At 37.2% G+C, this 26,140-nt stretch carries 22 protein-coding genes, 1 tRNA gene and 1 pseudogene; 21 read left to right on the top strand and 3 right to left on the bottom strand.

Annotated elements, in window-relative coordinates; all coding sequences use genetic code 11:
* The first annotated feature begins 53 nt into the window (after positions 1-53).
* The 4 genes from HX005_RS13660 (at position 54) to HX005_RS13645 (ending at position 3,510) form a co-directional block, all read left to right on the top strand.
* Complete coding sequence (locus HX005_RS13660; RefSeq protein WP_286377815.1) at positions 54-1,484, top strand: amino acid permease; 1,431 nt, start codon at positions 54-56, stop codon at positions 1,482-1,484.
* Between the two features lie 199 nt (positions 1,485-1,683).
* Positions 1,684-1,759 (top strand) — tRNA-Glu (locus HX005_RS13655).
* Between the two features lie 186 nt (positions 1,760-1,945).
* A complete protein-coding gene (locus HX005_RS13650) occupies positions 1,946-2,878 on the top strand; it encodes a hypothetical protein (protein WP_286377763.1) in 933 nt (310 codons plus the stop codon).
* A gap of 488 nt (positions 2,879-3,366) precedes the next feature.
* Entirely contained in the window at positions 3,367-3,510 is a 144-nt protein-coding gene (locus tag HX005_RS13645; protein ID WP_171405100.1) for a hypothetical protein, read from the top strand.
* Positions 3,511-3,587: 77 nt separating this feature from the next.
* Here HX005_RS13645 and serC read toward each other — a convergent pair whose 3' ends face one another.
* On the bottom strand, positions 3,588-4,667 hold the full coding sequence (gene serC, locus HX005_RS13640; protein WP_286377762.1) for a 3-phosphoserine/phosphohydroxythreonine transaminase: 1,080 nt from the start codon (positions 4,665-4,667) through the stop codon (positions 3,588-3,590).
* A gap of 374 nt (positions 4,668-5,041) precedes the next feature.
* Between serC and HX005_RS13635 the strand changes: the two genes are divergently transcribed.
* The 7 genes from HX005_RS13635 (at position 5,042) to HX005_RS13605 (ending at position 13,347) form a co-directional block, all read left to right on the top strand.
* Positions 5,042-6,535 (top strand): TolC family protein, encoded by a 1,494-nt coding sequence (locus tag HX005_RS13635; protein WP_502872747.1) that lies wholly within the window; start codon positions 5,042-5,044, stop codon positions 6,533-6,535.
* 13 nt (positions 6,536-6,548) lie between these two features.
* The gene (locus tag HX005_RS13630; RefSeq protein WP_502872746.1) at positions 6,549-7,664 is read left to right on the top strand and encodes an HlyD family secretion protein; all 1,116 of its coding nucleotides are present in this window, start codon (positions 6,549-6,551) and stop codon (positions 7,662-7,664) included.
* 2 nt (positions 7,665-7,666) lie between these two features.
* Positions 7,667-8,800, top strand: coding sequence for an ABC transporter permease (locus HX005_RS13625; RefSeq protein ID WP_286377761.1), 1,134 nt, complete (start codon positions 7,667-7,669; stop codon positions 8,798-8,800).
* A complete protein-coding gene (locus tag HX005_RS13620; protein ID WP_286377760.1) occupies positions 8,797-9,906 on the top strand; it encodes an ABC transporter permease in 1,110 nt (369 codons plus the stop codon). The genes HX005_RS13625 and HX005_RS13620 overlap by 4 nt, the downstream gene beginning before the upstream one ends.
* A 279-nt stretch (positions 9,907-10,185) precedes the next feature.
* Positions 10,186-11,475 (top strand): glutamate/aspartate:proton symporter GltP, encoded by a 1,290-nt coding sequence (gene gltP, locus HX005_RS13615; protein WP_286377759.1) that lies wholly within the window; start codon positions 10,186-10,188, stop codon positions 11,473-11,475.
* Between the two features lie 321 nt (positions 11,476-11,796).
* A complete protein-coding gene (locus tag HX005_RS13610; protein ID WP_286377758.1) occupies positions 11,797-12,522 on the top strand; it encodes a hypothetical protein in 726 nt (241 codons plus the stop codon).
* A 27-nt stretch (positions 12,523-12,549) separates the two neighbouring features.
* Positions 12,550-13,347, top strand: a complete 798-nt coding sequence (locus HX005_RS13605) for a hypothetical protein (protein WP_286377757.1) — start codon at positions 12,550-12,552, stop codon at positions 13,345-13,347.
* Positions 13,348-13,443: 96 nt separating this feature from the next.
* On the opposite strand, the gene HX005_RS13600 is transcribed toward HX005_RS13605, so the two are convergent.
* Together HX005_RS13600 and purL are read right to left on the bottom strand one after the other, a co-directional pair.
* Positions 13,444-13,572: a KGW motif small protein gene (locus tag HX005_RS13600; RefSeq protein WP_286377756.1), complete on the bottom strand. Its 129-nt coding sequence runs from the start codon at positions 13,570-13,572 to the stop codon at positions 13,444-13,446.
* Between the two features lie 199 nt (positions 13,573-13,771).
* Positions 13,772-17,608, bottom strand: coding sequence for a phosphoribosylformylglycinamidine synthase (purL, locus tag HX005_RS13595; RefSeq protein ID WP_286377755.1), 3,837 nt, complete (start codon positions 17,606-17,608; stop codon positions 13,772-13,774).
* 352 nt (positions 17,609-17,960) lie between these two features.
* Between purL and ybiA the strand changes: the two genes are divergently transcribed.
* From ybiA to HX005_RS13545, 10 genes and pseudogenes are all read left to right on the top strand, one after another.
* Complete coding sequence (ybiA, locus tag HX005_RS13590; RefSeq protein WP_286377754.1) at positions 17,961-18,407, top strand: riboflavin biosynthesis intermediates N-glycosidase; 447 nt, start codon at positions 17,961-17,963, stop codon at positions 18,405-18,407.
* Between the two features lie 104 nt (positions 18,408-18,511).
* Complete coding sequence (locus tag HX005_RS13585; RefSeq protein ID WP_286377753.1) at positions 18,512-19,852, top strand: deoxyguanosinetriphosphate triphosphohydrolase; 1,341 nt, start codon at positions 18,512-18,514, stop codon at positions 19,850-19,852.
* Positions 19,852-20,541, top strand: a complete 690-nt coding sequence (locus HX005_RS13580; protein ID WP_286377752.1) for a hypothetical protein — start codon at positions 19,852-19,854, stop codon at positions 20,539-20,541. The genes HX005_RS13585 and HX005_RS13580 overlap by 1 nt, the downstream gene beginning before the upstream one ends.
* 22 nt (positions 20,542-20,563) lie before the next feature.
* Complete coding sequence (gene ruvA / locus HX005_RS13575) at positions 20,564-21,166, top strand: Holliday junction branch migration protein RuvA (protein ID WP_286377751.1); 603 nt, start codon at positions 20,564-20,566, stop codon at positions 21,164-21,166.
* A gap of 276 nt (positions 21,167-21,442) precedes the next feature.
* Positions 21,443-22,447, top strand: a complete 1,005-nt coding sequence (ruvB, locus tag HX005_RS13570; RefSeq protein ID WP_286377750.1) for a Holliday junction branch migration DNA helicase RuvB — start codon at positions 21,443-21,445, stop codon at positions 22,445-22,447.
* 533 nt (positions 22,448-22,980) lie between these two features.
* On the top strand, positions 22,981-23,751 hold the full coding sequence (locus HX005_RS13565; RefSeq protein WP_286377749.1) for a YidX family protein: 771 nt from the start codon (positions 22,981-22,983) through the stop codon (positions 23,749-23,751).
* Between the two features lie 238 nt (positions 23,752-23,989).
* The gene (ybgC, locus tag HX005_RS13560) at positions 23,990-24,397 is read left to right on the top strand and encodes a tol-pal system-associated acyl-CoA thioesterase (RefSeq protein ID WP_107007766.1); all 408 of its coding nucleotides are present in this window, start codon (positions 23,990-23,992) and stop codon (positions 24,395-24,397) included.
* Between the two features lie 26 nt (positions 24,398-24,423).
* Positions 24,424-25,125, top strand: a complete 702-nt coding sequence (gene tolQ, locus HX005_RS13555) for a protein TolQ (RefSeq protein WP_286377748.1) — start codon at positions 24,424-24,426, stop codon at positions 25,123-25,125.
* Positions 25,125-25,574, top strand: coding sequence for a protein TolR (gene tolR, locus HX005_RS13550; RefSeq protein WP_107007768.1), 450 nt, complete (start codon positions 25,125-25,127; stop codon positions 25,572-25,574). The genes tolQ and tolR overlap by 1 nt, the downstream gene beginning before the upstream one ends.
* 3 nt (positions 25,575-25,577) lie before the next feature.
* Positions 25,578-26,140 (top strand): annotated as a pseudogene (locus tag HX005_RS13545) (protein TolA); the annotation flags it as partial.

Raw genomic sequence — 26,140 nt, 5'->3', positions numbered from 1 at the left:
TTTTCACAAATTATCCTAGAATACATTTTTAAAAATCTCGCTTTACAATCATGATGAATTCTCCCACCCCCACATCTCAGCAACTTGATGCTGAAGGCAAACCTATTTCTTTAAAAAGAGCCATGTCTCGCCGTCATTTGATTATGTTGTCATTAGGCGGTGCGATTGGTACAGGTTTATTCTTAAGTTCAGGTTCTGTGATTGCACAGGCTGGTCCTCTTGGGGCAGTTGTTTCATATATTATCGGAGGGCTCATCGCTTATATGGTGATGCTATGTTTGGGAGAATTAGCTGTTAATCAACCTGTAACAGGCTCCTTTGGTGCTTTTGCTGCCAATAATATCGGTCCTGGGACTGGTTATATGGTGTCATGGATGTATTGGTTAGGTTGGTCAGCAACGCTAGGTACAGAATTCACTGCCGCTGCGCTCCTCATGCAAGAATGGTTTCCAAGCATTTCAATTTGGATTTGGACTTTAATTTTTATTGCTGGAGTCTTATTTTCCAACTTATATTCAACACGTTTTTTTGCTGAATCTGAGTTTTGGCTATCTTTTATTAAAGTTTCGACTGTCGCTATTTTTATTTTAGTCGGCTTAGCAGCAATTTTTGGCGTAATCTCTTTTGGTGGCTACGAATCAGCTCCATTATTTAGTAATTTAACAGCACATGGCTGGTTACCTAATGGCTTATTTCCTATTTTCGCCACGATGTTAATCGTTAATTTTGCTTTTAATGGTACAGAGATGATCGGGATCGCGGCTGGTGAAACTGAAAATCCCGAGAAAAATGTGCCTAAAGCCATTCATGCTGCTGTATGGCGTTTAATGATTTTCTTTGTGGGTACGATTATTGTCATCAGTTCACTTTTACCTTATCAAGATGCGGGTTTAAATGCTGGGCATGGTCATGGCTTAAGTAGTAGCCCTTTTGTAACGGTGTTTAATCAAATCGGTATTCCTTATGCTGAAGATATTATGCGCTTTGTCATTATTACTGCATTATTATCAACAGCAAACTCTGGTTTATATGCTGCGTCTCGTATGATGTGGGCATTGTCAATCCAAAAACAACTTCCTAAAATATTTTCAAAACTGACTAAATCAGGTACCCCTGTTATTGCAATTTTAGTCACCATGATTGGTGGTTTACCAGGCTTACTCTCTGAGCAATTTGGTGCAGATTTTATTTTCAAAAATTTGCTTGGTGTTGCGGCTTTTACCATGGTCATCGTCTGGATGAGTATCTGTTGGAGCCAATTTAATTTTCGTAGAACGTGGTTAAAGCAAGGGCATTCTCTGACTGAATTAAAATTTAGAACACCATGGTATCCTCTTGTACCCATTTTAGGCTTCATCACCTGTACCATTACAGGTTTAAGTATGGCGGCTGACCCCGAAATGCTCTCAGGTTTTATTGGTTGTTTATTATTTATGGCAGCCTGTTATGCCAGTTATTATTGGCTTTATCATCAGAAAAATTAAAAGGACACTTGGGCGAGTATATAAAATATTCGCCCTTTTTATTTGAAAGTTCATGTTTTGTATAAAAAATAACTATTTTCATTTCGACTTTAAATTATTTTCAACTTATTGCTGATTTAATCAACACTTAAACCTATTTCCCCTTAAAATCGCTTTGACAAATCTATTGAATATTCATATTATAGCGGCACCTCACAACGACCCTATCGTCTAGAGGCCTAGGACATCGCCCTTTCACGGCGGTAACCGGGGTTCGAATCCCCGTAGGGTCGCCATATTTTTCTATATTATATTATTCAATTTTATTTTCACACTTTAACTTAAAATGAGTTATGGTGGTTTTTTCATGTCAAAAACTAAATAAATAACTGCTTTAAATGGTAAATTTACATTTTAAACCTTGAAAAATGCTAATCACCCTCGATTTAATAGAATAAGATAAGTTTTTTCACATAATCGATATGAACAATCAAAACAGACCTGAAATCATAACTATTGATGACCAAAATTTTGGTAGTCATGTAGAACATTGGAGTTTATTAACAGAGCATCCAACTTCTGAAGTCCCTAAATGGTTAGGTCTTGCTTTGGATGCCCCAATAATGCCAATGGGTCTGTGTCTCAAAGAATGTGATATGGATGAAACAACTTGGCTTATTCAAGGTCCAAGCGATGCGAAAATTCAAATTTCTCAAATTATTGCTGTTGAAAATAACAAACCCAAAGCCGTGAAAACAGCTTTCCCAAGTTTTGACAGCCCTTATTCTGTTCCAGCTAAGATTGATCGTATTATTCGCTGTAAAACCAACACTCAAGCTGTTTTACGTCTGCAATTAGGGCAAAGCACCATTTACGCCTTTGATAGCCTATATAGCGTTAATCATGCTCAATACCAACGTGATCAAAGCTATCAAGTGCAACTCAATGCATGGGCATATGAGCTTGAGAAAGTTTCTGATCATGAACAGATCATTGTGGATGATCCAGCTTCGATTAAACACCATCGTGCTTTAAATGAAATATTGTCAAAAAATAACGGCATTGCGCCTGAAAATTTACAAGAACAGATCGATGCTTGGGAACCTAAATCTGAAGATGATAAAGCCCCTGTTACTGTAGATTTCTCCAAAATGGTGGCTTATTTATATGGAGAAACTTTAGGTCAAGAAGACGAGGCATGGTTTCAGGGTAAAGTTGTTGGTAAAACCAATATGCAATTTATGCAACAAAACTATACCCTCTACGATGTCACTTTAATTTTAGAAGAAAATCAACCTGCGATTTTAGTTCGTATAGCGACTAAAGAAAGTGCTTATAAAGATTTTGAAATTGGACAATATATTCGTGGCAATATTTGGATTCAAGCCAATATTCATGCTTTAAGCCCAGCCTAATATTTAAAATTATCTAGATTTTATATAAGTACCGAGCTGAATATTACAAAATATTCAGCTTATTTTATTTCGGACTTAGTCAGATTTTCACTTTTGCAATTATAAATATTATTGTTTATTTTATGTAAATGCTTTTAACTAAAAAAAATATTATGACCACAAGCTAAAGTTTATATATTTCTCACCATCTGACCAATAATATATCCAATCCTATAAATTGATATAATTCAAAACTATAAAATTAACTTAATATCTTTATTCAATGATCTTTTGATATTTTTCAATCAAATTTAACTGGATATCTATACAGTTTTAACCCTAAAAAATAACAAAATGCAAAATAAATAAGCTCTCTTATTTTTATTTAAAAGCTGATTTTAGCTCGATTATGACATTCATATGAACAAGCGCTTTATTTGCTGATTTTTTTATGTTACAAATACCCCCGACCACAAGATTCAACAATAATTTAAAATCTAGGCTCGGCGATGAAAATTATACCTGAACAATCAACCAACTTAATCAATTCACAGCAATTTCATATTCGTTTAGATAAAGGCGCATGTTGTTTTTTTATTCTAGGTATGTTTCTTGCTGCAATGATGATTCATTTTCTAGGCATTTTTCCATAATTTGACCTTATTATCAAAAGCAATAAAAAATCCCTCATCAATGAGGGATTTTTATTTTATTCATTAGTTTGAATCAATTAACCATTACGTTTAGCAAAGTCATCCATAAAGTTAACTAATGCTTGTACACCTTCTAATGGTACAGCATTGTAAATACTTGCTCGCATACCGCCTACTGAACGGTGACCTGCGAGATTTAATAAATGATTTTCTTCAGCTTCTTTCAAGAATAACTTATCCAAATCCGCATTTGCCAAAGTAAATGGCACATTCATGATTGAACGGTTTGCAGTTGCAATCGGATTCGCATAAAAATCGCTTGAGTCGATATAACCATAAAGGAGTTTAGCTTTTTCAAGATTGGCTTTATGCATTGCATCCACGCCACCTTGTTCAAGTAACCATTCAAAAACCAAACCAGACAAATACCATGCATAAGTTGCAGGTGTATTGACCATAGAATCATTTTTCGCTTGAGCCCCATATTTTAATAGGCTTGGGATTTCAGGTTTCGCTTGATCTAACAAGTCATCACGAACAATAACCAATGTTAAACCTGCTGGACCGATATTTTTTTGTGCACCTGCATAAATCAAACCAAACTTAGAAACATCTAAAGGTGCAGATAAAATGCTTGATGAAAAATCTGAAACTAAAGGTTTATCTGTTTCAGGAATATTGGCAAATTGAATTCCTCCAATAGTTTCGTTATCTGCATAATGCACATAAGCTGCATCATCAGATAAATTCCATTGGCTTTGATCTGTAATTGCTAATTTTCCATCGATCTTGGTGCCCGCTTCAATGATATTGATCTCGCCATAGCGCTGAGCTTCTTTAGTCGCTTTTTCTGACCAAATACCTGTATGAATATAATCAGCTTTAGGATTTTTACCTAAAAGATTTAAAGGAATCGCAGAGAACTGAAGTGATGCACCACCTTGTAAGAACAATACTTTGTAGTTCTCAGGAATGTTCATCAATTTACGAAGATCAGCTTCAGCTTTTTCAGCAACAGCAACATAATCTTTGCTACGGTGGCTCATTTCCATGATGGATAAGCCTTTACCCTGCCAATCTAACATCTCTTGTTGAGCTTTTTCTAAAACGGCAGTAGGTAATGCAGCAGGACCAGCACAGAAATTGTACGCGCGCATGATTTTTCCCTTATTGAAGTGAAACGAATGAAATAGGCGCATTTAACCATAAATCTGTAGGTCTTGCAGCAGCTTTGTCAGTCAATCTTTCAATGTAATTGCAAATTTAAAGTCAAGTTTTCAATAAGAAAGTTTTATTGTTTATATACAAAAGTAAAATCAAACCATAAATAGTTTTTTTGGATAAATTTTTTACCTGCCTATTATAAGGTAAAAAATATCACAATATTGTGCCATTTTAAGTTCCTATTCTCATATTTTTAAAAAATATTTCACTACAAAATGCACACATTTTTCAGTTCGCTTTTAGATTATTTATTCTAGTAAATACAGGTTAGAATGCTTAAATATAATAAATATCGACGGTTTTTCTGATGCAAGCCAAAGTATTAAATGATCGAAAAGCATTCTTTTTATCTTTACAAAAAATGATGATATTGGGTGTATTTTCTTACCTTTCTCATGCTAGTTTTGCCCAAGACCTCAGTTATTTACAAGCTGAACAATATTTTCTGGAAAACTCATATAGCGCTCAAGCAACTGATGCCTTAAACCAAGCCTCAAAATTGCAGGCAGATGCCGTTAAATATATTGGCTTACCTCGTATTGATTTCAATATTCGTGCTTATAAATTTCATACAGAAACTGATCTTCCACTGAATAATATCAAAAACAATTTAGAGCAAACACTCACTCAAGGGATGAATGAAAGAGTTGATCAATGGCAATCTCAACAAAATATTCCAACCGATCTGACTGACCCACTTAAAGATGGGTTAGGTCAGGGCATTCACAGTGGGATCGGTTTAATTCCCGACAGCGCCAACGTTGTATTAGAGGATGACGTTATTCGCCCTACAGTTTCTGTGATGATGCCTATTTATACAGGTGGGCTATTGTCCGCAACTAAACAGCTTACTCATCTTAAAGCTGAACGTAATGACTTAGAAAGTAAACAACAACAAGATGCTCAACGCTTTGAAATTATTCAAGCTTATTTTAATGTACAGTTACAACAACAACTTTTAGCAGCAAGTCTTTTTAATGTCACTGCCATGCAAAAACATTATCAAAATGCCTTAAAACTTGAGAAACAAGGCTTTATTAGCAAAGGACAGCGTATGCAGTTTGAAGTGGTAAATAACAATGCACAACGTAGTTATCAAAATGCTGTAGCCAACTTACAATCTAGTCAATTTCAATTCAACAATCTATTGAATAAACAAACCATTGATCAGCTCACCACACCATTATTCGTCAATCGCCAGCAAAGCCAATCACTGAATCAATTGCTCGCTTCCTATCCCACAACTTCAAATTTAGTCCGAAAAATGCAAATGGATACGCAACTCGCTGACCAAAATGTGCAATTACAAAGTGCCAGTAAAAAGCCAAATATCTTTGCTTTTGGTGAATATAGCCTCGATCAAAATCAAAATTGGATTGTTGGTGTTGCAGCTCGCTACAATTTATTTTCAGGCATAGATAAAAATAAAAATATTCAAGCAGCCGAATTACAACGCCAAGCGACTGAATTAATGACAGCACGTACCCAGCAAGAAATCGAAAATATCATTTATAAGTCTTATAGCGAGTTAACCACAGCGCAACAGTCAAATCAGCTTTTACAACAAAATGAACTAGCTGCTCAGGAAAATTTAAGAATCCAAACACTATCTTTTAAAGAAGATATGGGAACTGCCACTCAAGTGATTGATGCACAAAATCAACTCAGCACCTTAAAAACTGAAAAAGCGCTCAATGCTTATAAATATGTGATGGCTCTTGCCACGCTTCTACAAAGTCATGGCTCAATTGATCAATTCAAAAATTATATAAATCAGTCAAATACTGACTTTATTCGTTAAGATGGAGTATAAAATGACACAAGACAATGATCATCAATCGACATCTAAACCCGATCAAAATTTGGCTGATTTAGATACAGCAACCGATACACAAGTTGAGCAACATACTCCTAGCCATCCCACAGCACCACAAACAATAGCAAAGAAAAAAGTCATTATTACGATAATGCTTATACTTTTGATTGCATTACTGGGCTTAATTGCTTTTGGTTTATGGAAAAGCTATCAACCCAAAACTGTTGACATACAAGGTCGTGTAGAAGCTGAAACGATTCATATCAGTACGAAAGTACCTAGTCGTATAGAAGAAATTTTAGTGCATGACGGACAAAAAATTCAAAACGGTGAATTAATGATTCGCCTTAGCAGCCCTGAAATTGCAGCCAAAAAACAACAAGCATTAGCCACTTTACAATCGGCTCTTGCCTTACAATCAACAACTGAACGTGGTTCACAACAAGAAAATATTGCGACTTTATATGCAAATTGGCAAAGTTTAAAAGCACAGGAAAATTTAGCACAAATTACATTTAAACGTGGTGATGTTTTATATCAACAAGGCGTTATTTCTAGACAACGTCGTGATCAAATGCAAGCTGCTGCACTTTCAGCCACGCAGATGACTGAAGCGGCTTATCAACAATATGCTCGCGCCCAACGTGGTAGCACTCCTCAACAAAAATCTAGCGCAGATGCACAGGTTGAAATTGCTAAAGCTGCTGTTGCAGAAGCAAATGCGTTAGAAGCTGAAACAAAGCTATATGCTCCAATCAATGGCACAGTTTCAAAAGTTTATGGTAAAGCGACTGAGTTGGTTGCAATGGGTGTTCCTGTAGTCAGTATTTTACAAGATGAAGATAAATGGGTGAGCTTGAATGTCCGAGAAGATCAATATGCTCAGATCTATCAAAGCAAAAGTTTAGAAGGCTTTATTCCTGCACTCAATCAAACTTTCATGTTTAACATCAGAAATATTGAAGCAGAAGGTGAATTTGCAACCATTAAGACTACTCGTCAAACTGGCGGTTATGATATTCGTAGTTTTAAAGTCACACTCCACCCTGTTCAACCCATCACTGATCTTAAAGTAGGTATGAGTGTAATTTTCAAACTCAAAGAGAGCCAATGATTATGTGGGCAATCCTATATAGAGAATTTCGCTACTTATTAAATAACAAATGGGATTTATGCTTAGTCACACTTGCCCCCTTATTGATTATTATTTTATTCAGTAGCATGTTTTATACAGGTAAAGCTGAACATTTGCCCATTGCAATTATTGATCAAGATCATGGTGAACTGAGTCAAAATATAACCACATATTTAAGTCATAACACTGCTGTTTCTATTTATCTAGTGACAGACAACCCGACTGAAGTCGAAAAATTAATTAATCAAACCAAAATTTGGGGCTATGTTTACATTCCTTCAGGTGCAGAACAGCGTTTAGTCAAAGCACAAGATGCTCAGATCAGTATTGCATATAATCAATCTTATTTTAGTATTGGTAATACAATTTCTTCAGCAATGTTGTTATCTACTGTTGAAGCCATAGCTGACTTTGCTAAAAATGCTCATTTACAAAACAAAATTCCTTATGTTGATCTGGAAACTGCCAATATCAAAATTTCACCACTTTTCAACCCCAACCTAAGTTATGAGTTTTATCTTGAACCTTTCATGATTCCAGCAATTTTACATTTATTGCTGTGTTGTTGTGTGGCTTTTGCTGTCGGTCAAGAGCTGAAATACCATACAACAAATGAATGGGTTGGGCATCGCTCAGCTTTTAAAGCCTTAATTGCCAAAAATTTGACTTATATTTTAATTTTTTGTTTTTGGACATGGTTATGGATGTTTTGGTTGATTGTCATACGTGGTTGGTTTGTTGCAGGTCAACTATGGCTCATCTTACTGGGACAATTCCTATTATTTACTGCATATGCATTGATCAGTAGCACTGTGGTTTTAGCCACTAAACACCTTTCTAAAACTTTTGGATTTATTGCAGTTTATGGCGGCTCATCACTTAGTTTTGCAGGGGTGACTCTTCCTTTAAATAATGCGCCTATATTTACTCAGTTTTGGGCAAATATTATTCCTTTTACACCTTATGCAAAGTTACAGACAGAACAATGGGTTGTTGGAAGCCCACTTTATGTTTCACTGATCCCGCTTGGGATTTTATTGATTTATTGTGTGTTTTACTTGGCAATATCCACTTTTTTACTCCATAAACAGCTTATCAGGAGTAAAAGTCTATGAAATGGCTCTGTGATTTATTTAAATACTATATTCAAACTTTTAAAAATATTGCGAAAAATTCCTCTATTTTAACAACCATGATTTTATCTGTCTTTTTCTACAGTTTTTTTTATCCTGTTGCTTATCAAGCACAAACGGCTGAGCATTTACCTATTATTATTGTAGATGAAGAACAAAGCGCTGTGACACAAATGCTGATTCAACAAGCCAGTAAAAGTCCACATATTGATATTATCGAAATCACCTCAGATTTTGAATATGCCAAACGTCGTGTACAACAACAAAAAGTTGATGGTATTTTATTACTTCCACATAATCTCTCAAGTAGCCTTGCTCGTGGCGAAGTTGGCGGCATAGGACTGTATTTAAGTGCAGCTTATTTTTTACGAACCAAACAAGTTGGGCTTGGGCTTGCCAGTGCAATTGAAAATAGCCTTGCTGAATACACCGAAAAATTTGGCAATATCTCTCACTTTAAAATAGCCATACCTATTCATCAAACTCCTCTTTTTAATCCACTCTCTGGCTATGGCAGTTATATTTTTCCTGCCGTTGCACCTTTAATCATTCATCAGACGATTGTTTTGGGTTTGTGTATGTTGATTGCAGCTTATCGAGAAAAAAAATGGCAAAGCTCTGTAACCGAATTTTTTGCAATTTATCTTGCTGCCCTCACCATTGGTTGCCTAGGTTGTTATTATTTATTTGGATTTATATTTTGGTTCAATGACTATCCACGTGGTGGTAATTTCTGGGGGATGTTAATCGCAGTACCCATATTTGTCAGTAGTACAATCGCAATAGGTATGTTACTCGCAAGTTATTTAGATATTTCTGAACGCGCAGGACACTTAATTGTATTTACCTCGATTCCATTATTTTTACTTTCAGGCGCAGCTTGGCCCTTACAAGCAATGCCTAGTTGGATGCAATATTTTGCTCAGTTATTTCCATCAACTCACGGTATCAATTTATTTATACAGCTCAATCAAATGGGCGTTCCCAGCTCAATCATTGTGCCAAAATTAATTTATTTAGCCACTTTTACGGGCATTGTGATGGTTTGGGCTTATTACCGTTTAGCATATGTTTCACATAAAAAATAAGAATTAATAATCTAACTATTATTTATGAAATTAATTAAACTTAACTATAAAATTGGATTATTAAATAAAACTGCATTATTTTTATCCGATCAGAATGTGATTTACAGAAAAAAATTAGAACAAGATTTTAAATAAGCGCAAAATAAAGTATTTTCGAAATACTCTGAATATTTTAAATCTCCCATTTCACGACTCCCACATATTTAGTCGTGGGGGATTTCTGACGTTCATTTTCTCAAGTTTTCGATTTCGCCAAAATCTGAATTTTAAGGGCTCAACATGAAGAAAATGAAAATTAGCCTCGCTTGGCAAATTGTTATTGCGCTCTTCTTAGGTATTCTTGTAGGGGCGTTTCTACACAACTCTCCCGAATTCCGTGATGATATCGTTGCCAACTTTTTACAACCATTAGGTAAGATTTTTATCAATCTTATCAAGATGATTGTTATTCCTCTTGTGCTGTCAATGCTTATCTTAGGGATTGCCAATGCTGGAGACAGCAAAAGTGTTGGTAAACTTGGCTTCAAAACGATTGTTTATTTTGAAGTCATTACGACTATTGCCATTATTGTTGGTTTAGTTGCTGCAAATGTATTCCAGCCAGGTGCTGGTATTGATATGTCAAAGTTAACAACGACTGACATTTCACAGTATCAACAAACCACACAAGAAGTTAGCCATCAAGCACATGGATTAGTAAATACTGTTTTATCATTAATTCCATCCAATATTTTTACTGCAATGAATGATGGGCATATGTTGCCGATTATTTTCTTTGCTGTGATATTCGGTATTGGCTTAGGTTCACTCGCTAAAGAAACCAAACAACCTTTGATTGATGTACTCAAAGCTGTTTCTGAAACCATGTTCAAAGTAACGCATATGATCATGATGTTTGCACCTTTTGGTGTATTCGGTTTGATTGCTGCAACGGTTGCTAACTTTGGTTTTAGTTCTTTAGTACCTCTGATTAAACTTGCATTATTAGTTTACGGTGCAATCTTCTTCTTTATCTTTATTGTGCTTGGTTTTGTGGCAAAATTCTGTGGATTCAGCATTTGGACAATTATCAAAATCTTAAAAGATGAATTGATTCTTGCCTATTCAACTGCAAGCTCTGAAACCGTTTTACCACGTATGATGGAAAAAATGGAAGCTTATGGTGCACCTAAATCAATCACCAGTTTTGTTGTGCCAATTGGTTATTCATTTAACTTAGATGGTTCAACGCTCTATCAAAGTATTGCAGCAATCTTTATTGCACAGCTTTATGGTATCGACTTAACCATTACTCAACAGGTTGTTTTGGTCTTGACCTTAATGATCACATCTAAAGGGATCGCAGGTGTACCAGGTGTTTCTTTCGTGGTCTTACTAGCAACTTTAGGTAGTGTAGGTATTCCACTTGAAGGCTTAGCATTTATTGCAGGTATTGACCGTATTTTAGATATGGCGCGTACTGTCTTAAATGTGATCGGTAATGCCTTGGCTGTTCTTGTCATTAGTAAATGGGAAGGTCAGTTCGATACTGAAAAACAAAAAACTTATAATTTTGATGCAACGCATTAATTTTTAAGATCTAAATTAGAACCACCTTCGGGTGGTTTTTTTAATATGAAAGTTTGGATGAGTCAAAGAATAGATTTTTTAAGTGCAATCATTTGTACATTTTCCACTGCTTCACTCTATTCATTAACTACATTTACCTAAAACTCAGGCTTTTATAAACAGGAAAACATCTCCTCTGTTCTATCATTAAAATATCCAATAAAATACATTTTTTCATTATCTTACCCTAGTTATATCATCATCATTTTTTAAATCTAATCAGTGCAAAATAACGCCATATTGTTTAAACTCTAAAGTAAAATAAACCATCATTAAAGAACAATGAAACAAGAAAATTCACACCTTCCCTACTGGAAAACTGCTGACCATTTGTTTGGTTGTTATGGTGCGATCATTTTTTGTCTGCTGGCTTTCGTTAATATTATGCCGCTAGGTTGGTTTGGTTGCTCTGTTTTAGGCTATGCGCTTGGTCGTCTCATTTATTTTGTGTTACAACAATTACATACTCAACCCATTTACAGCCCTACCACCGCAGCCAAAAATATCACACCGCAACCGACACGTTTAGTAAAATCTATAACACAAGAAAGTGTCTCACCTGAACAAAAATTACTCAACGATTTTTTAAAACTTCAGTTTCAAGTTCATGATTTATTCACAGCTCAAGCCAATACAAAGTTTCAAGACATTCATGCTCTAATCATTGTATTGGTTCAAAAATTTAAGCGCTCACCAGATCAAGCAACAAAAAATGAAATATTAAACATTCAAAAAATTATTAATAACTACTTAGAACCAACCATACACAATTACCAAGAACTACCTGTCTTATTTCTAGATCGAAAAATGAATCATGAATATAGCCCAAATGAATTGATGGAACAGCAATTAGACTTGATTCATCATGAGCTTTTAGAAATCAGCCAATATATCTTTCAAAATGATTTTGACCGATTGGCAATGCATGGAGAATTTCTAAAACAAAAATTAAAACCTCCTGTATTTTTTAAAGTTGGACAAGAGCTTTCTGCTCAACAAGACACTTAAAAATAAAATAGATAACTGAGAATATTTATGTTTAAAAATTGGATTTTTGTTCATTTTTGCTGGATTGTTTTGGTCTTGGCACTTATTCAAACTGAGCAAAAACCTATTACAGATGAGATCACGACATCGCAACTTGAAACATTAAATACTGCAAAACAAATAAATGTTCGTACACCCACATCTGAGCGAGATGAATCATTTTCGACTACAGCTACCACCCACACTGTTTCAAATGCACCGATCTCGATCAATCAAAACCAAGCAACTGAGAAAAAGTCTCTCGTCAATTTTAAGGATATTATTGCAGACTCAGAATTACATTATGTAGGAGTATATGAATCCAATGCACGTGAATATACTCAAACAGAACAACGACAACGTAAAACAGAATGTGAAAGCCAAGCAAATAATCCACATTCAAGTAAAGTTGCGAGTGACTGTTGGCATTATGCTTATCGAGCTGAAAAAAAGAATGTTGAAGATACTGTGACTGTTCATATTAATAGTCATCGAAAAGTTTCTCTTATTTTAACCTCTTATGACCCTGTGAAATGGGTCATTCAAGGCAATACCCAAAATTTAAAGCTAGTTTATATTTCGGGTTATCACGCGTCTAACATTGTGCCTCGTCTCTCAAGCTCAACCAAAACCTATTCAAATTTTTATGAAGCAACAACATGTTCATTTTGTCTTGGTAGCGATATTCCTTATTTTTATGGTTATGAAAATTCAGGAGATTTGCAAAGTAAAATTCAGCAATATTTCAAGACTCCTTTAACCAGTTTCCAAGGGGCTTATAGTGCAAAAAATGTGTATATCAATTAATCTCCACTGATTGCAATCCTGCTTTTAGCAGTAAAAAACCACCACTTTTGTAGTGTACAAATGATTTGCAGTGGTTTTACTGAAGTGATTTTTCCACTAAATTTTCATTAAATAATTCAAAGCTAAAAACACAATTTGTAATGCAATAATCACTCCAAACCACATCCATCCTTTTTGACGCAGTGCAACCCGATCTATACTTTGATAATTGACTGTTTTAATCATTTTGGCACCTCATTCATTCTTCACTGAATTGATACGTTTTGGAGCAAAAATCTTTCTGTATAAGAACAATCTAAATGAAGCAAAAAATAAACCAAGTTTTGAAATGTAACTAAAAATTATTTTTCACTCAATTTTAAACACATACGCAAAGAAAAAGCCCCTTTCAGGGCTTCTTCAAATCAATTGATCACTAAATCAATTAACCAATAAATTTACGTGCATTACGGAACATACGTAACCATGCACCATCTTCAGTCCACTCTTCAGGTTTCCAAGAATGCTGAATCGCACGGAAGTTACGCTCAGGGTGCGGCATCATGATCGTTGCACGACCATCTTTCGACGTCACACCAGAAATTGCTTCAGGCGAACCATTCGGGTTCAATGGATAGTGTTGAGTTGCATTACCCAAGCTGTCTACATAACGCAAAATCACTTGATTACCTGCATTCAATGATGCAAAGTTTTCAGCAGTCGTTTCCGCACGACCTTCACCATGCGCCACAGCGATTGGTAAAATTGAACCTTCCATGCCTTCTAAAAGAATCGATGGAGATTTTTCAACTTTTACGTTCACAACACGTGCTTCAAACATTTCAGAGGTATTGCGGCGGAAACGCGGCCAATTGTCTGCACCCGGAATCAACGGTGCAAGCTGTGCAAGCATCTGACAACCATTACAAATACCAACAGAGAAGGTATTGTCACGGTTAAAGAATTTCTCAAACTGATCACGTAGTTTTGGATTGAACAGCACTGATTTCGCCCAGCCACCGCCTGCACCCAATACGTCACCGTAAGAGAAACCACCACACGCCACTAAACCTTCAAAGTCGTCTAAATCAATACGACCTGAGAGTAAATCGCTCATGTGAACGTCAACTGTATTGAAGCCAACTTTGTCAAATGCCGCAGCCATTTCTACATGACCATTTACGCCTTGTTCACGTAAAATCATCATGTTTGGACGACGTTCATTGATGTACGGTGCTTCTACAGGCTCATTTAAGTCAAATGTTGGTAATGCAATCAGACCTTTATGATCTGTATTGGCAATCAAGCTATATTCTTGATCAGCCGTTTCTACGTTGTCACGTAAACGCTGGATTTGATGTGACACTTCAGTCCATGCTTGTTGTAATTCAGCACGGCTTAAGCTCAAACCATTTACAGTTAAAGTGTCTGTATTATTTACAGTACCGACAATTGCAATCGCATCTTTTAATACAGATGCTGCAACTTCGTCTGCTAATGTTGCCCAATCTGCTTTAGAAATTTGCAATACTGCACCAATTTCTTCTGCAAATAAGCTTTCAGTTGATTGATCTTCAAGTGCTACACCTAAACGTGCAGCAAACATCATTTCTGCAACAGTTGCGACTAAACCACCATCACCGATGTCATGGTACGCTTTGATCAAGCCACGGTTGTTCCAGTCTTGAACCAATGCAAAGAATGCTTTGAAATCGTCAAAGTTATCGACATCAGGAGTCACTGAACCGATTGCTTTGTAGACTTGTGCCAGGATTGAACCACCTAAACGGAACTGACCTTTAGACAAATCAATACGAACTAAAACTGAATCTTCATTTTTCAGTTCAGGCGTCAGTGTTTTACGTACATCTATAACAGGTGCAAATGCAGTGATCACACCTGACATTGGTGAAGTCACTGATTTATTTTCACCTTCGTCATTCCATGTGGTACGCATTGACAATGAGTCTTTACCCACAGGAATTGCGATTCCGAGCGCAGGACACATTTCCATACCGATGGCTTTTACGCCTTCGAATAATGCCTGATCTTCACCTTGCTGACCTGCTGCTGCCATCCAGTTCGCAGACAATTTAATGTCGCTGATCTGTTCAATGTTGGCACACATGATATTTGAAATAGACTCAGCCACTGCCAAACGTGCAGAAGCCGCAGGATTCAACAATGCCACAGGTGGACGTTCGCCCATTGCCATTGCTTCGCCTGTGTAACCTTGTAAGCTTGTCGTCGTTACCGCAGCATCGGCAACAGGAACTTGCCAGCGACCTACAAACTGATCACGTGCAACCATACCTGTGATTGAACGGTCACCGATGGTGATTAAGAATGATTTTGATGCAACAGTTGGGTTTTTCAGAACACGGAAAATCGCATCTTTTAAATCCACCACTTTTGCAGCAGTGAAATCATCGCCTTTACGTTCAATTGTCTCAAAAGTACGACTCATACGCGGTGTACCGCCAAGCATCACTTGCATTGGCATATCCACAGCTTTGTTGTCAAACAATGGGTCATTTACAGTCAACTGACGTGCTTCAGTCGCTTCACCCAATACCGCAAACGGACAACGTTCACGTGCACAGATCGATTCAAATAATTCTAAAGATTCAGGTTTGATTGCAAGCACATAACGCTCTTGTGCTTCGTTCGACCAGATCTCCATTGGAGACATGCCCGGCTCTAAAGACGGAATCTTACGCAGGTCAAGGATTGCGCCTAATTCGTGGTCATTGACCAGTTCAGGCATGGCATTGGAAATACCACCCGCACCCACATCATGCACAGATACGATTGGGTTGAAATCTTCCATGCGCCAGCAAGTATCAATCACCTCTTGGCAACGGCGTTCCATTTCAGGGTTTTCACGCTGAACAGATGCGAAATCAAGGCTTTCACCGAGTTTACCACTGTCTACAGAAGATGCTGCGCCACCACCTAAACCGATGAGCATGGCAGGACCACCCAAAACGATCAGTAAATCGCCTGGTTGGATTGCATCTTTTTCTACATGGTCAGGACGGATGTTCCCGTAACCACCTGCGATCATGATTGGCTTGTGGAAGCCTTTCACATCACCATTGACATTTTGTTCAAAAGTACGGAAATAACCGTTTAACGCAGGACGACCAAATTCGTTGTTAAATGCTGCGCCACCTAAAGGACCATCGATCATGATCTGTAAAGGTGAAGCCATACGAGATGGTTTGCCGTAGTTATCTTCCCAAGGCTGTTCAAAGCCCGGAATGTTCAGGTTAGAAACCGTAAAACCTGTTAAACCTGCTTTTGGCTTACCACCACGACCTGTTGCGCCTTCATCACGGATTTCACCGCCTGAACCTGTTGCAGCACCTGCAAATGGTGCAATCGCAGTTGGATGGTTATGCGTTTCCACTTTCATTAAGATGTGGGCAGCCTGGCTCTTGTATTTATAAACGTGATGACCGGTTTCTTCGTCTTTTTTCGGATAGAAACGTTGAGTATCAAAGCCCACGATCACAGAAGCATTGTCTTTATACGCTGACAATACATCTGTAGGTGACTCTTTATAAGTATTTTTAATCATTTGGAACAATGACAATGGTTGTACTTCACCATCAATTGTCCATTCAGAACCAAAGATTTTATGACGGCAATGTTCAGAGTTTGCCTGAGCAAACATCATCAATTCGATATCGTGTGGGTTACGACCCAACTTGTTGAAAGCCGCGACCAGATAATCAATTTCTTCATCAGAAAGTGCAAAACCAAACTCTGAGTTGGCTTTAACCAAGGCATCTTTACCCTGACCCAAAATATCAATTGAGTTCAGTGGCTTAGGCTCAGTTTCTGAAAATAATGCAGCAGCATCTTCAATTTGGTTGAAAACACTTTCCGTCATACGGTCATGTAAAACTTGTTTTACTGCGTCTGAAACGTCTGAAATACCCTTTAAAGTAAACAAAACACCGCGTTCAAGGCGGTGTACAGGCGTATTACAGTTGGCAAAAATATCGGTTGCCTTTGACGACCACGGCGAAATTGTACCTAAGCGTGGCGTCACTAAAATCTGAACTTCATCACTTGCAGCCTGACGTACTTCAAACGATGCGCCATCGTTTAAAAGCTGTAACGCAGATTGCTGTTGTTGCTCGCTGAGCGCTTGGTCAAACAGATAGACCCATTGGCTTTCTATTGATTGAACAGAACTGATAGACGATAGACGGTTTAAGAGTTGTGTTTGCTTAAAAGAAGAATGTGCGGGTGCACCGGCAATGATAAACATGCTGTTTTTGGCTCCACGGGCAGGTCGGACAGATCCTACCGCAATGTGACTTGAGAGAGCGCATATTCTACTGTGAAAGCGAGTTTTCAGCTAGTCATCTACAGCTTAAAAAATTAAGTTTTCTTTATTTAAAATGCGCTATTTACTTTGACTTTGTGGCTCAAACATGATTAGTAACAATTGATTAATATAAAACGATAAGCCCATTTTTCAGTTTATTATGTTTATTTCTTCTAAGGTGCTCCTTTAATAAATCGTTGCCATCTAGCTACTTTATTCTTTTTAATTTGCATTTCAACCCATATAGTGTCACTATAACACTTATTAAATCACAACAAAAATTGAAATGACTATGCCCGAAATTAAATTTTATAGCACACAAGATGAATTTGGCGAGCTTTCCAACTTTGCCCATTTTCCGATCAAACTTGATGGAAAAATGTGGCACACCACCGAACATTATTTTCAAGCACAAAAGTTTACAGATAAACAGTATCAGGAAAAAATTCGTACTGAGAAATCACCCATGATTGCTGCTCGTTTAGGACGTGATCGTAAACAAAAATTGCGTAAAGATTGGGAATCCGTAAAAAATAATGTCATGAAAAAGGCATTACTTGCTAAATTTACTCAACATGAAGATTTAAAAAACTTGTTAATTTCTACAGGTGAGGCAAAGCTGATTGAGCATACAGAAAATGATGCCTATTGGGGTGATGGTGGTGATGAAAAAGGTAAAAACGTTTTAGGTATTTTACTCATGCAAGTTCGCGAAGAATTAAGTACATCAAATGCTTAAATTTCTAGTTAAATTTGGGTATAAGACAAACTATGTCGCCCTGCTCTAGTACATTTTCAATAAATTTGGCATGATGAAAGCAACACAGAAATGAATAACGATAAATGACTCAAATGCGTTGGTTAGAGCTGCTCTCCACAGTTCGAATTGGTAGTAAAAAGCAAAGTACAGAACAAGCACGTAGCCCATTTCATAAAGACTATGACCGCATTATATTTTCGCAAAGTTTTCGACAACTGAATCGTAAAACTCAGGTTCATCCATTGACACAGCACGATGGCATTCACACACGACTCACCCATTCCTTAGAAGTATCATGTATTGGACGCTCACTCGGCATGCTTGCCGCAGAAAAAATACAAGATGAACTGCCTGTATGGATTTCCCCTGCCGATGTCGGTGCGATCATCCAAGCTGCTTGTTTAGCACATGATATTGGCAATCCACCATTCGGGCATGCAGGTGAATATGCGATTCGAGAATGGTTTGACGATGCTTCACACACTGACTTTTTAAAAGATTTAAGCCCTGAACAGCAAGCTGATGTACGTCAGTTTGAAGGCAATGCTCAAGGTTTACGTTTACTCACTAAAATTGATTATCATCCCAACGATGGTGGTATGCGCCTGACTTACGCAACCTTAGGGGCTTACTTAAAGTACCCTTGGTTGTCTAAAACCATCGAGTCACAAGGCAATACCCCTGCAAGCCAACGGGCTAAATTTGGTTGCTACCAAGCAGAAAAAGAAATTTTAAAGCAGATTGCAGATCAGTTAGGTTTAATTCAACTTGGTGAATATCAATGGTGTCGTCATCCACTGACGTATTTGTTAGAGGCGGCTGATGATATTTGTTATGCCCTCATTGATTTGGAAGATGGCATTATTTTAAATATGCTGTCTTATGAAGAAGTTGAACCCATTTTCCTGAATTTATTGGGTGATTATGGTGTACCTGCCGAACTGAGTATGCCCTATACCACATGGCAACAAAAAATCGCAGCTTTGCGTGGGCGTGTCATGAAACGTTTGGTTGATGAGGTGACGACTGCTTTTGCTAAGCAACATTTCCAAATTCTTTCAGGGCAACTTAAAGGTTCATTATTACAATATTGCGCTGAAGATATTGAAATCGGGATTGAAAAAGCAAAGAATTTGGCACGTGAAAAAATCTTTGAGCATCCGCAAAAGTCAGGTTTGGAAATTATTGCCCATCAAAGTTTGCAACATATTTTGGATGCCTTCATTCCCCTGACGACACCGAATAAAACCTTAGGTTTCAAAGAGGGTCGTTTGAGATCAATTTTAGATCGCTTTGGTGCCCGTTTCAGCGATGATCATTATGACAATATTATGCAAGTCTTAGATATCGTCAGTAAGTTTTCAGACCATCAGGCTTATAACTTGGCGCAAGAATTACAAGGCAATAAGGTGGGTTTTTTCTGATGAAGCGATTTGTGGACAATGGTCTTTCAAGCCTTGAATTATTGAAACCTGAAATTTGGGTATGTTGTCCTAAATGCGATCATTTGGCAAAAATCAAAGAAACAACTTTAGAATCAATCCAAAAGATAGAAGTCGTTTGTACTTATTGTAGTTACAGAAAAAATTTAGAAAATTACCGTAGTACTTCTTATGATTTTGTTAACTATTACTTCAACCTAAATAGCAATATAGAGGAATGGGCTGGTGCTTGTAATATTACCATTGATAAGAAATGTCTGAGTTGCAAAGAAGGAAAGTATAAGTTTGAAAAAGATTTTGCTCGTAAATCAGCGATCCCACGTTTTATTAATGTTGAATGTAATTTCTGCTTAAAGATACAAACATTTGATCAAGCCCAATTTGAAATTAGTAAATTAATGGCAAATAAGGTAGGAGCAGATCCTTATTATCATTTTCCATTATATTTAGCTTCCCCTGTTCGCCAAGGTTTAATTTGCGCTTTTAATCCACAGCATATACAAATATTGAAAGATTATATTCAAGCTGATTTAAGAGAACGAAAATATCCTAATTACAATAAAAGCTATTTTTCACGCCTCCCTGCTTGGATTAAATCTGCACGAAATCGCAAAGAAATCCTCAAAGCACTTTTGCGTTTAGAGCAAATGACAACTACTATTCAACCATGAACAAAATAAGTGAACAAACTCAATGATCGGATGTCTAATTGGTGAAGTCTTCGCTTTAGAAGCACCTACAGTACTTTTAAATGTCAATGGTGTTGGCTATGAAATCGACACACCGCTTTCAACCTTTTGCCAACTGCAAAAAGGTCAAAAAGTCACCCTATGGACACATTTAGCCGTCCGTGAAGATGCACAACTCCTCTACGGCTTTTTAAACCAACAAGAGAAAATCATTTTCCGTACCTTGTTAAAAGTAAATGGTGTTGGTCCTAAAATGGCTTTAGGTATTTTATCTACACTCAGTGTGGAAATGCTGATTCATACCGTTGAAAATGGTGATGTTAAAACCTTAGTCAAAGTTCCAGGTGTTGGTGCAAAAACTGCTGAACGCTTAATGATCGAGCTACGTGATCGTTTTAAAGCATTTTCTACAGGTGCTGTGACAAATGGCACAAGTACCACACAGATTCAATTTACAGGCAACTCTGCTGTTGCCGAAGCAGAAGCCGCTTTACAATCTTTAGGTTATAAGCCTGCCGAAGCACAAAAGTTAGTCAATGCAGCAAAAGGGGAATTTACTGAAGCCAGTGATATTATCCGTGCGGCACTTAAATCGATGAATAAATGATTTTTGAATAAATCATTTATATCACTAAGAAAATAAGCTTAATGCCTGTGGAATTGTTATAAAAAATTTAATCAAATGACTGGCGACATGGATGTCGCCTTGTTGGATTGGGATATAGGGACATATCCTCAGTTCCTCAATCCAACAAAAGATTTTTGTTACTTTTGATCTTTCAAAAGTAAAATAACGCCTACACAATGGCAGTGAAAATGCCCAAGCACTTTGAGGCTGTGCCTAACAAACTCAAATTCAGACAATGAGATCATACAGACAGTTATGCAAGACCGTTTAATCAGTGGTTCTGAAAAACCCGAAGATCACTTTGATCGTGCCATTCGCCCAACCTCACTCGATGACTATATCGGTCAACCTGTAGTACGAGAGCAAATGGAAATCTTTATTGGTGCTGCACGCGGACGTGGCGAAGCCCTTGATCACACCTTAATCTTTGGACCACCGGGTTTAGGAAAAACCACACTCGCCAATATTATTGCCCGTGAAATGGGAGGAAATCTCAAATCCACTTCGGGTCCTGTATTGGAACGTGCGGGTGATTTGGCAGCGATGCTGACCAATCTTGAAGAAGGCGATGTGCTTTTTATTGACGAAATTCACCGCCTATCCCCTGTCATTGAGGAAATTCTCTACCCTGCGATGGAAGATTACCAACTCGATATCATGATTGGTGAAGGACCTGCGGCACGTTCCATCAAACTGGATTTGCCACCATTTACACTGGTCGCAGCAACAACACGAGCAGGTTTACTGACTTCGCCTTTGCGTGATCGCTTTGGAATTGTACAACGACTTGAGTTTTATTCGGTTGAAGATCTGACTCATATCGTCACCCGATCAGCAAACCTGATGGATGTTCCAATGACACATGATGGTGCAATCGAAGTTGCTCGTCGTTCACGTGGTACACCTCGTATTGCCAACCGCCTTTTACGTCGTGTCCGTGACTACGCACAAGTCAAAGGTACAGGCGAAGTGACGCAGGAAATGGCGCAACGCGCTTTAGATATGTTAAATGTCGATAAAGATGGTTTAGATACGCTGGATCGTCGTTATCTGAGTATGTTGCTGGAACGTTTTGATGGCGGTCCTGCGGGGGTGGAAGCTTTAGCTGCTGCAATGGCGGAAGATTCAGGAACCTTGGAAGATGTCATCGAACCTTATTTGATTCAGCAAGGTTATGCCATGCGTACAGCACGTGGACGGATTGCCACCAATCAGGCGTATTTGCAGTTTGGAATGATACCACCTGAACCAAAGAATTAGTTTTTTAGCTTATGGTGTTTTTGTTTCTAATTTCACCATAAGCTAATAAAACTCAATAGCTCTCTACTTTGGAGTAAAAATTTATCTACAATGGATTCAAGATCTAAATCAAAAGGTTGACCTAAGAATGGGGCTATATTTTCAAATGTAAAAGCTTGTATATGTTATTGTAGTATAAGGTTCAAATTTTCTAAATTTGCAGTGATTTTTCTGCGGTAATGCCTATTTTTGCAAGTATAAGCTCACAATTTGAATAACTGAATTCATTAGTATCCTCAATTTATATTCTTTCTTGAAATATATTTATGTATATTTTTCAAACACAACTCAAATAGATATCGTACTGAGTGATCGATTTCACTGTTAAGTACAAATACTATGTATTATCACAATAACGATATGCTCAACATATATCAGATATTTAAACTAAATTTAAAATTTTGAATGCTCAGGTAATTACAATTATGCGCTGGCATACACAATAAAAGTCAGCTATACAAAACCATGATAAATAATAAAAGTGGTAAAAACATATGAATATAACCAAGTTAAATTTAATGCTCTTTAGCCCACTCCTCCTCACCGCTTGTGCAACTAATGCATTATTTGGTAATTCAGAAACAGAAATAACGACTAAAACTAAAATTGCACTACAAGATCAAATTATTGCAATAGGACGTACAAGCCAACCCATCCAAGGTTATGAAAATGCTTTAGTACTTGCAGGACAAACCCATAGTTTTTTTGTCCAACCGAATATAGATTCAAATAATTCTGCTGATTTATTTCAAAAAATTTTCAGTCAGATTGATTTAAAGTCTTTGTATCTAGCTCCTGCTTTAGATAATGATGCTATGACACAAATAAATACTCATCAACACAATTCAATTTTACTTAAAGTTGATGAAAAACTGAAAAATAATCGTTCAGTTCCTTACATAACCAGTCTGTATTTTATAAAGAAAACACAATTATTGACGGCAAAAGAAACATCAACACTCAAAGATTTAGGTTTCAAATGCCAAACCGAATTAACCGATTATCCAAAACAAACATTTTGTATCCGTACCATTCACACTCAAATCACACTCGCCTCGAAAGTTCAAAATTTGAATCAATTACAGTACAAATTAAAACAACCAATTGATATTCAATATCAAGTCACTACAACATCGCGTAACTATAGTCGCCAAGCTTTTAAAATTTTTACTCCACTGACTGTGGCTTTCGATATTGTCACGAGTCCAATTCAAGGAGGTATTTTTATATTAGCTTCAATGCTTGGCGCACCTGGTAGTTTGTAAACTGAATGTTTTATTCAAAAAAATATCGTCTTAACTGTCACCCCTTTTACGAATAAATTGTCCGTATGAAAGAAGCTGAACTTGGTGCCTTGTGCCAATTACCCAAAAAATCATTGTGATAAACTGCAAATCGTTTTATAGCTTAGGTCTTGGTGAATATTTGAAAAATATTTACACTCAAGATCAAGCCAAAAAAACAATTTTAGACTCAAAATTTTAGTAAAAGTGGAACAACATCATGGCGAACAAATTTGAATTTCAAATCCGTGTATATATCGAAGACACAGATGCAGGCGGAATTGTTTACCATGCCAATCATATTCGCTTTATGGAGCGTACACGTACAGAATGGTTACGTGCATCAGGGATTGACCACTATTGGCATCAAAAAGACTATAACTTTGTAGTCCATAAAATAAATGTGAAATATATGCGTCCTATACTGATGGATGACTTAATTACTGTTACAGCACGTGTAGTTTCGTGTAAAGCAACGTCTTTTGTATTGCAACAAAATATATATCGTGGTGAAATCACACTTGCTTCTGGTGAGGTTGAATTAGCATGTTTAAATGCTGAGATGAAACCTTGCCGAATTCCGGATGAAATCCGTGATTTAATTCAACGTGAATTAGCTCACGAATAAAAAAAATTTAATTGGCACATGTAACTATGGCAACTCAACAACTCGAATCTTCTCTTCACGTTTCTGATTTAATTTTACAAGCGAGCCCTGTCGTACAACTGGTGATGCTCGTATTGGTACTCGCCTCTTTATTTAGCTGGTATCTGATTGCCAAGTTACATATGGGTTATAAAAAAGCCCGTCAAGGAGATGAGCATTTTCAAAAAATCTTCTGGTCTGGTGCTGAGTTAAATACTTTATACAATAACGCTCAACTTAACTCTAAGCGTGAAGGCTTAGAAGATATTTTTTATCAAGGTTTAAGCGAATTTTTAAAACTGAAAAAACGTCATGCTGAAACAGCACCAATGATCGAAGGTACTGAACGTATTTTACGTGTTGGTTTAAGTCGTGATCAAAGTCGCTTAGAACAAAGCTTAAGTGCCTTAGCAAGTATTGGCTCTGTTGCACCTTATGTCGGTTTATTTGGTACTGTTTGGGGTATCATGAATGCCTTTATTGGTCTTGCGCAAGTTGACCAAGTGACGTTAGGTACGGTTGCACCTGGTATTGCTGAAGCCCTAATCGCAACTGCAATTGGTCTTTTTGCGGCTATTCCTGCTGTATTGGCATTTAACCATTACACGGCAAAAGGCGAAGAAGTTTATTCAGATCGTGCACTTTTTGCCGAAGAAATGGTGGCGCTGTTACAACGTCAATCTGTGGGTTCAACACAGGAAAATGACTAATGGCAATACAACGTTCAGGACGCTTTGAACGCGTTAAAAAACCTTTAAAGAGCGACATGAATGTCGTTCCTTATATTGATGTAATGTTAGTTCTTTTGGTGATTTTTATGGTCACTGCACCCATGATCACCACAGGAATTGATGTTGATTTACCTCAAGCGAACAGTACACCTATTGAGTCCAAAGAAACGTTAGCCATTGTTACTTTAGATAAAGACGGGCAATACTTACTCAAAGATGATACGCATAAAAATGAGTCATTGTCTTTGGAGCAATTAAAAGAAATTTTAACCCAAGCACAAACTGACTCAGAAACGAAACAACAAAAATTTAGTGTTTTAGTCAATGGTGATAAATCTCGCCCTTATGGCGATGTTATGAGCCTGATGTCTGCATTACAAGAAGCTGGACTCAATCAAGTTGGGTTACTCACAGAGCCATTAAAGTAAGTTATGAAAGATTTCAATAAGCCACAATCAAAAGAAAATGCGATTGCACTTGGATTTACCCTTGGTGTCCATGTGGTGGCGATTGTTGGCTTACTTTTTCTAGGGATGAGTAAACCACTTGAACCACCAAAACAACTCAAAACTGTTTTAGTTAAACCTGAAGATATTATTCCTCCTGAAGCTGAGCCTTTAGAAGTTACAGACTCAACTGAAACAGCCGATACTCAAACTGCTGAAAATATCCAACAAACAGCCGAACCTGTTGTGGATGCACCAAATATTCCTGTAACTGCTGTACCTGTTCCATTACCAGCTCCTGCTCCTAAAGTAGATCTACAAAAAGCTGCTGCTGAAGCAAAAGCTGCCGAAGCAGCAAAGGCACAAGCTAAAGCGGCTGAAATGGCACGTTTAAAAGCAGCAGAAGCTGAAAAAGCACAAAAAGAAGCTGCTGAAAAAGTCCGTCAAGCTAAAAATGATGCTGAAAAAGCAAAGGCTGAAGCTAATGCTAAAGCCAAAGCTGAGGCTGCTGAAAAAGCTAGACAAGAGGCTAACGAAAAAGCACGTCA

This window comes from Acinetobacter sp. R933-2, assembly GCF_030325485.1.
GTDB lineage: Bacteria > Pseudomonadota > Gammaproteobacteria > Pseudomonadales > Moraxellaceae > Acinetobacter > Acinetobacter sichuanensis.
Note: the sequence above shows the minus strand (reverse complement) of the source record. Positions and strands in the feature narration are given on the sequence as shown.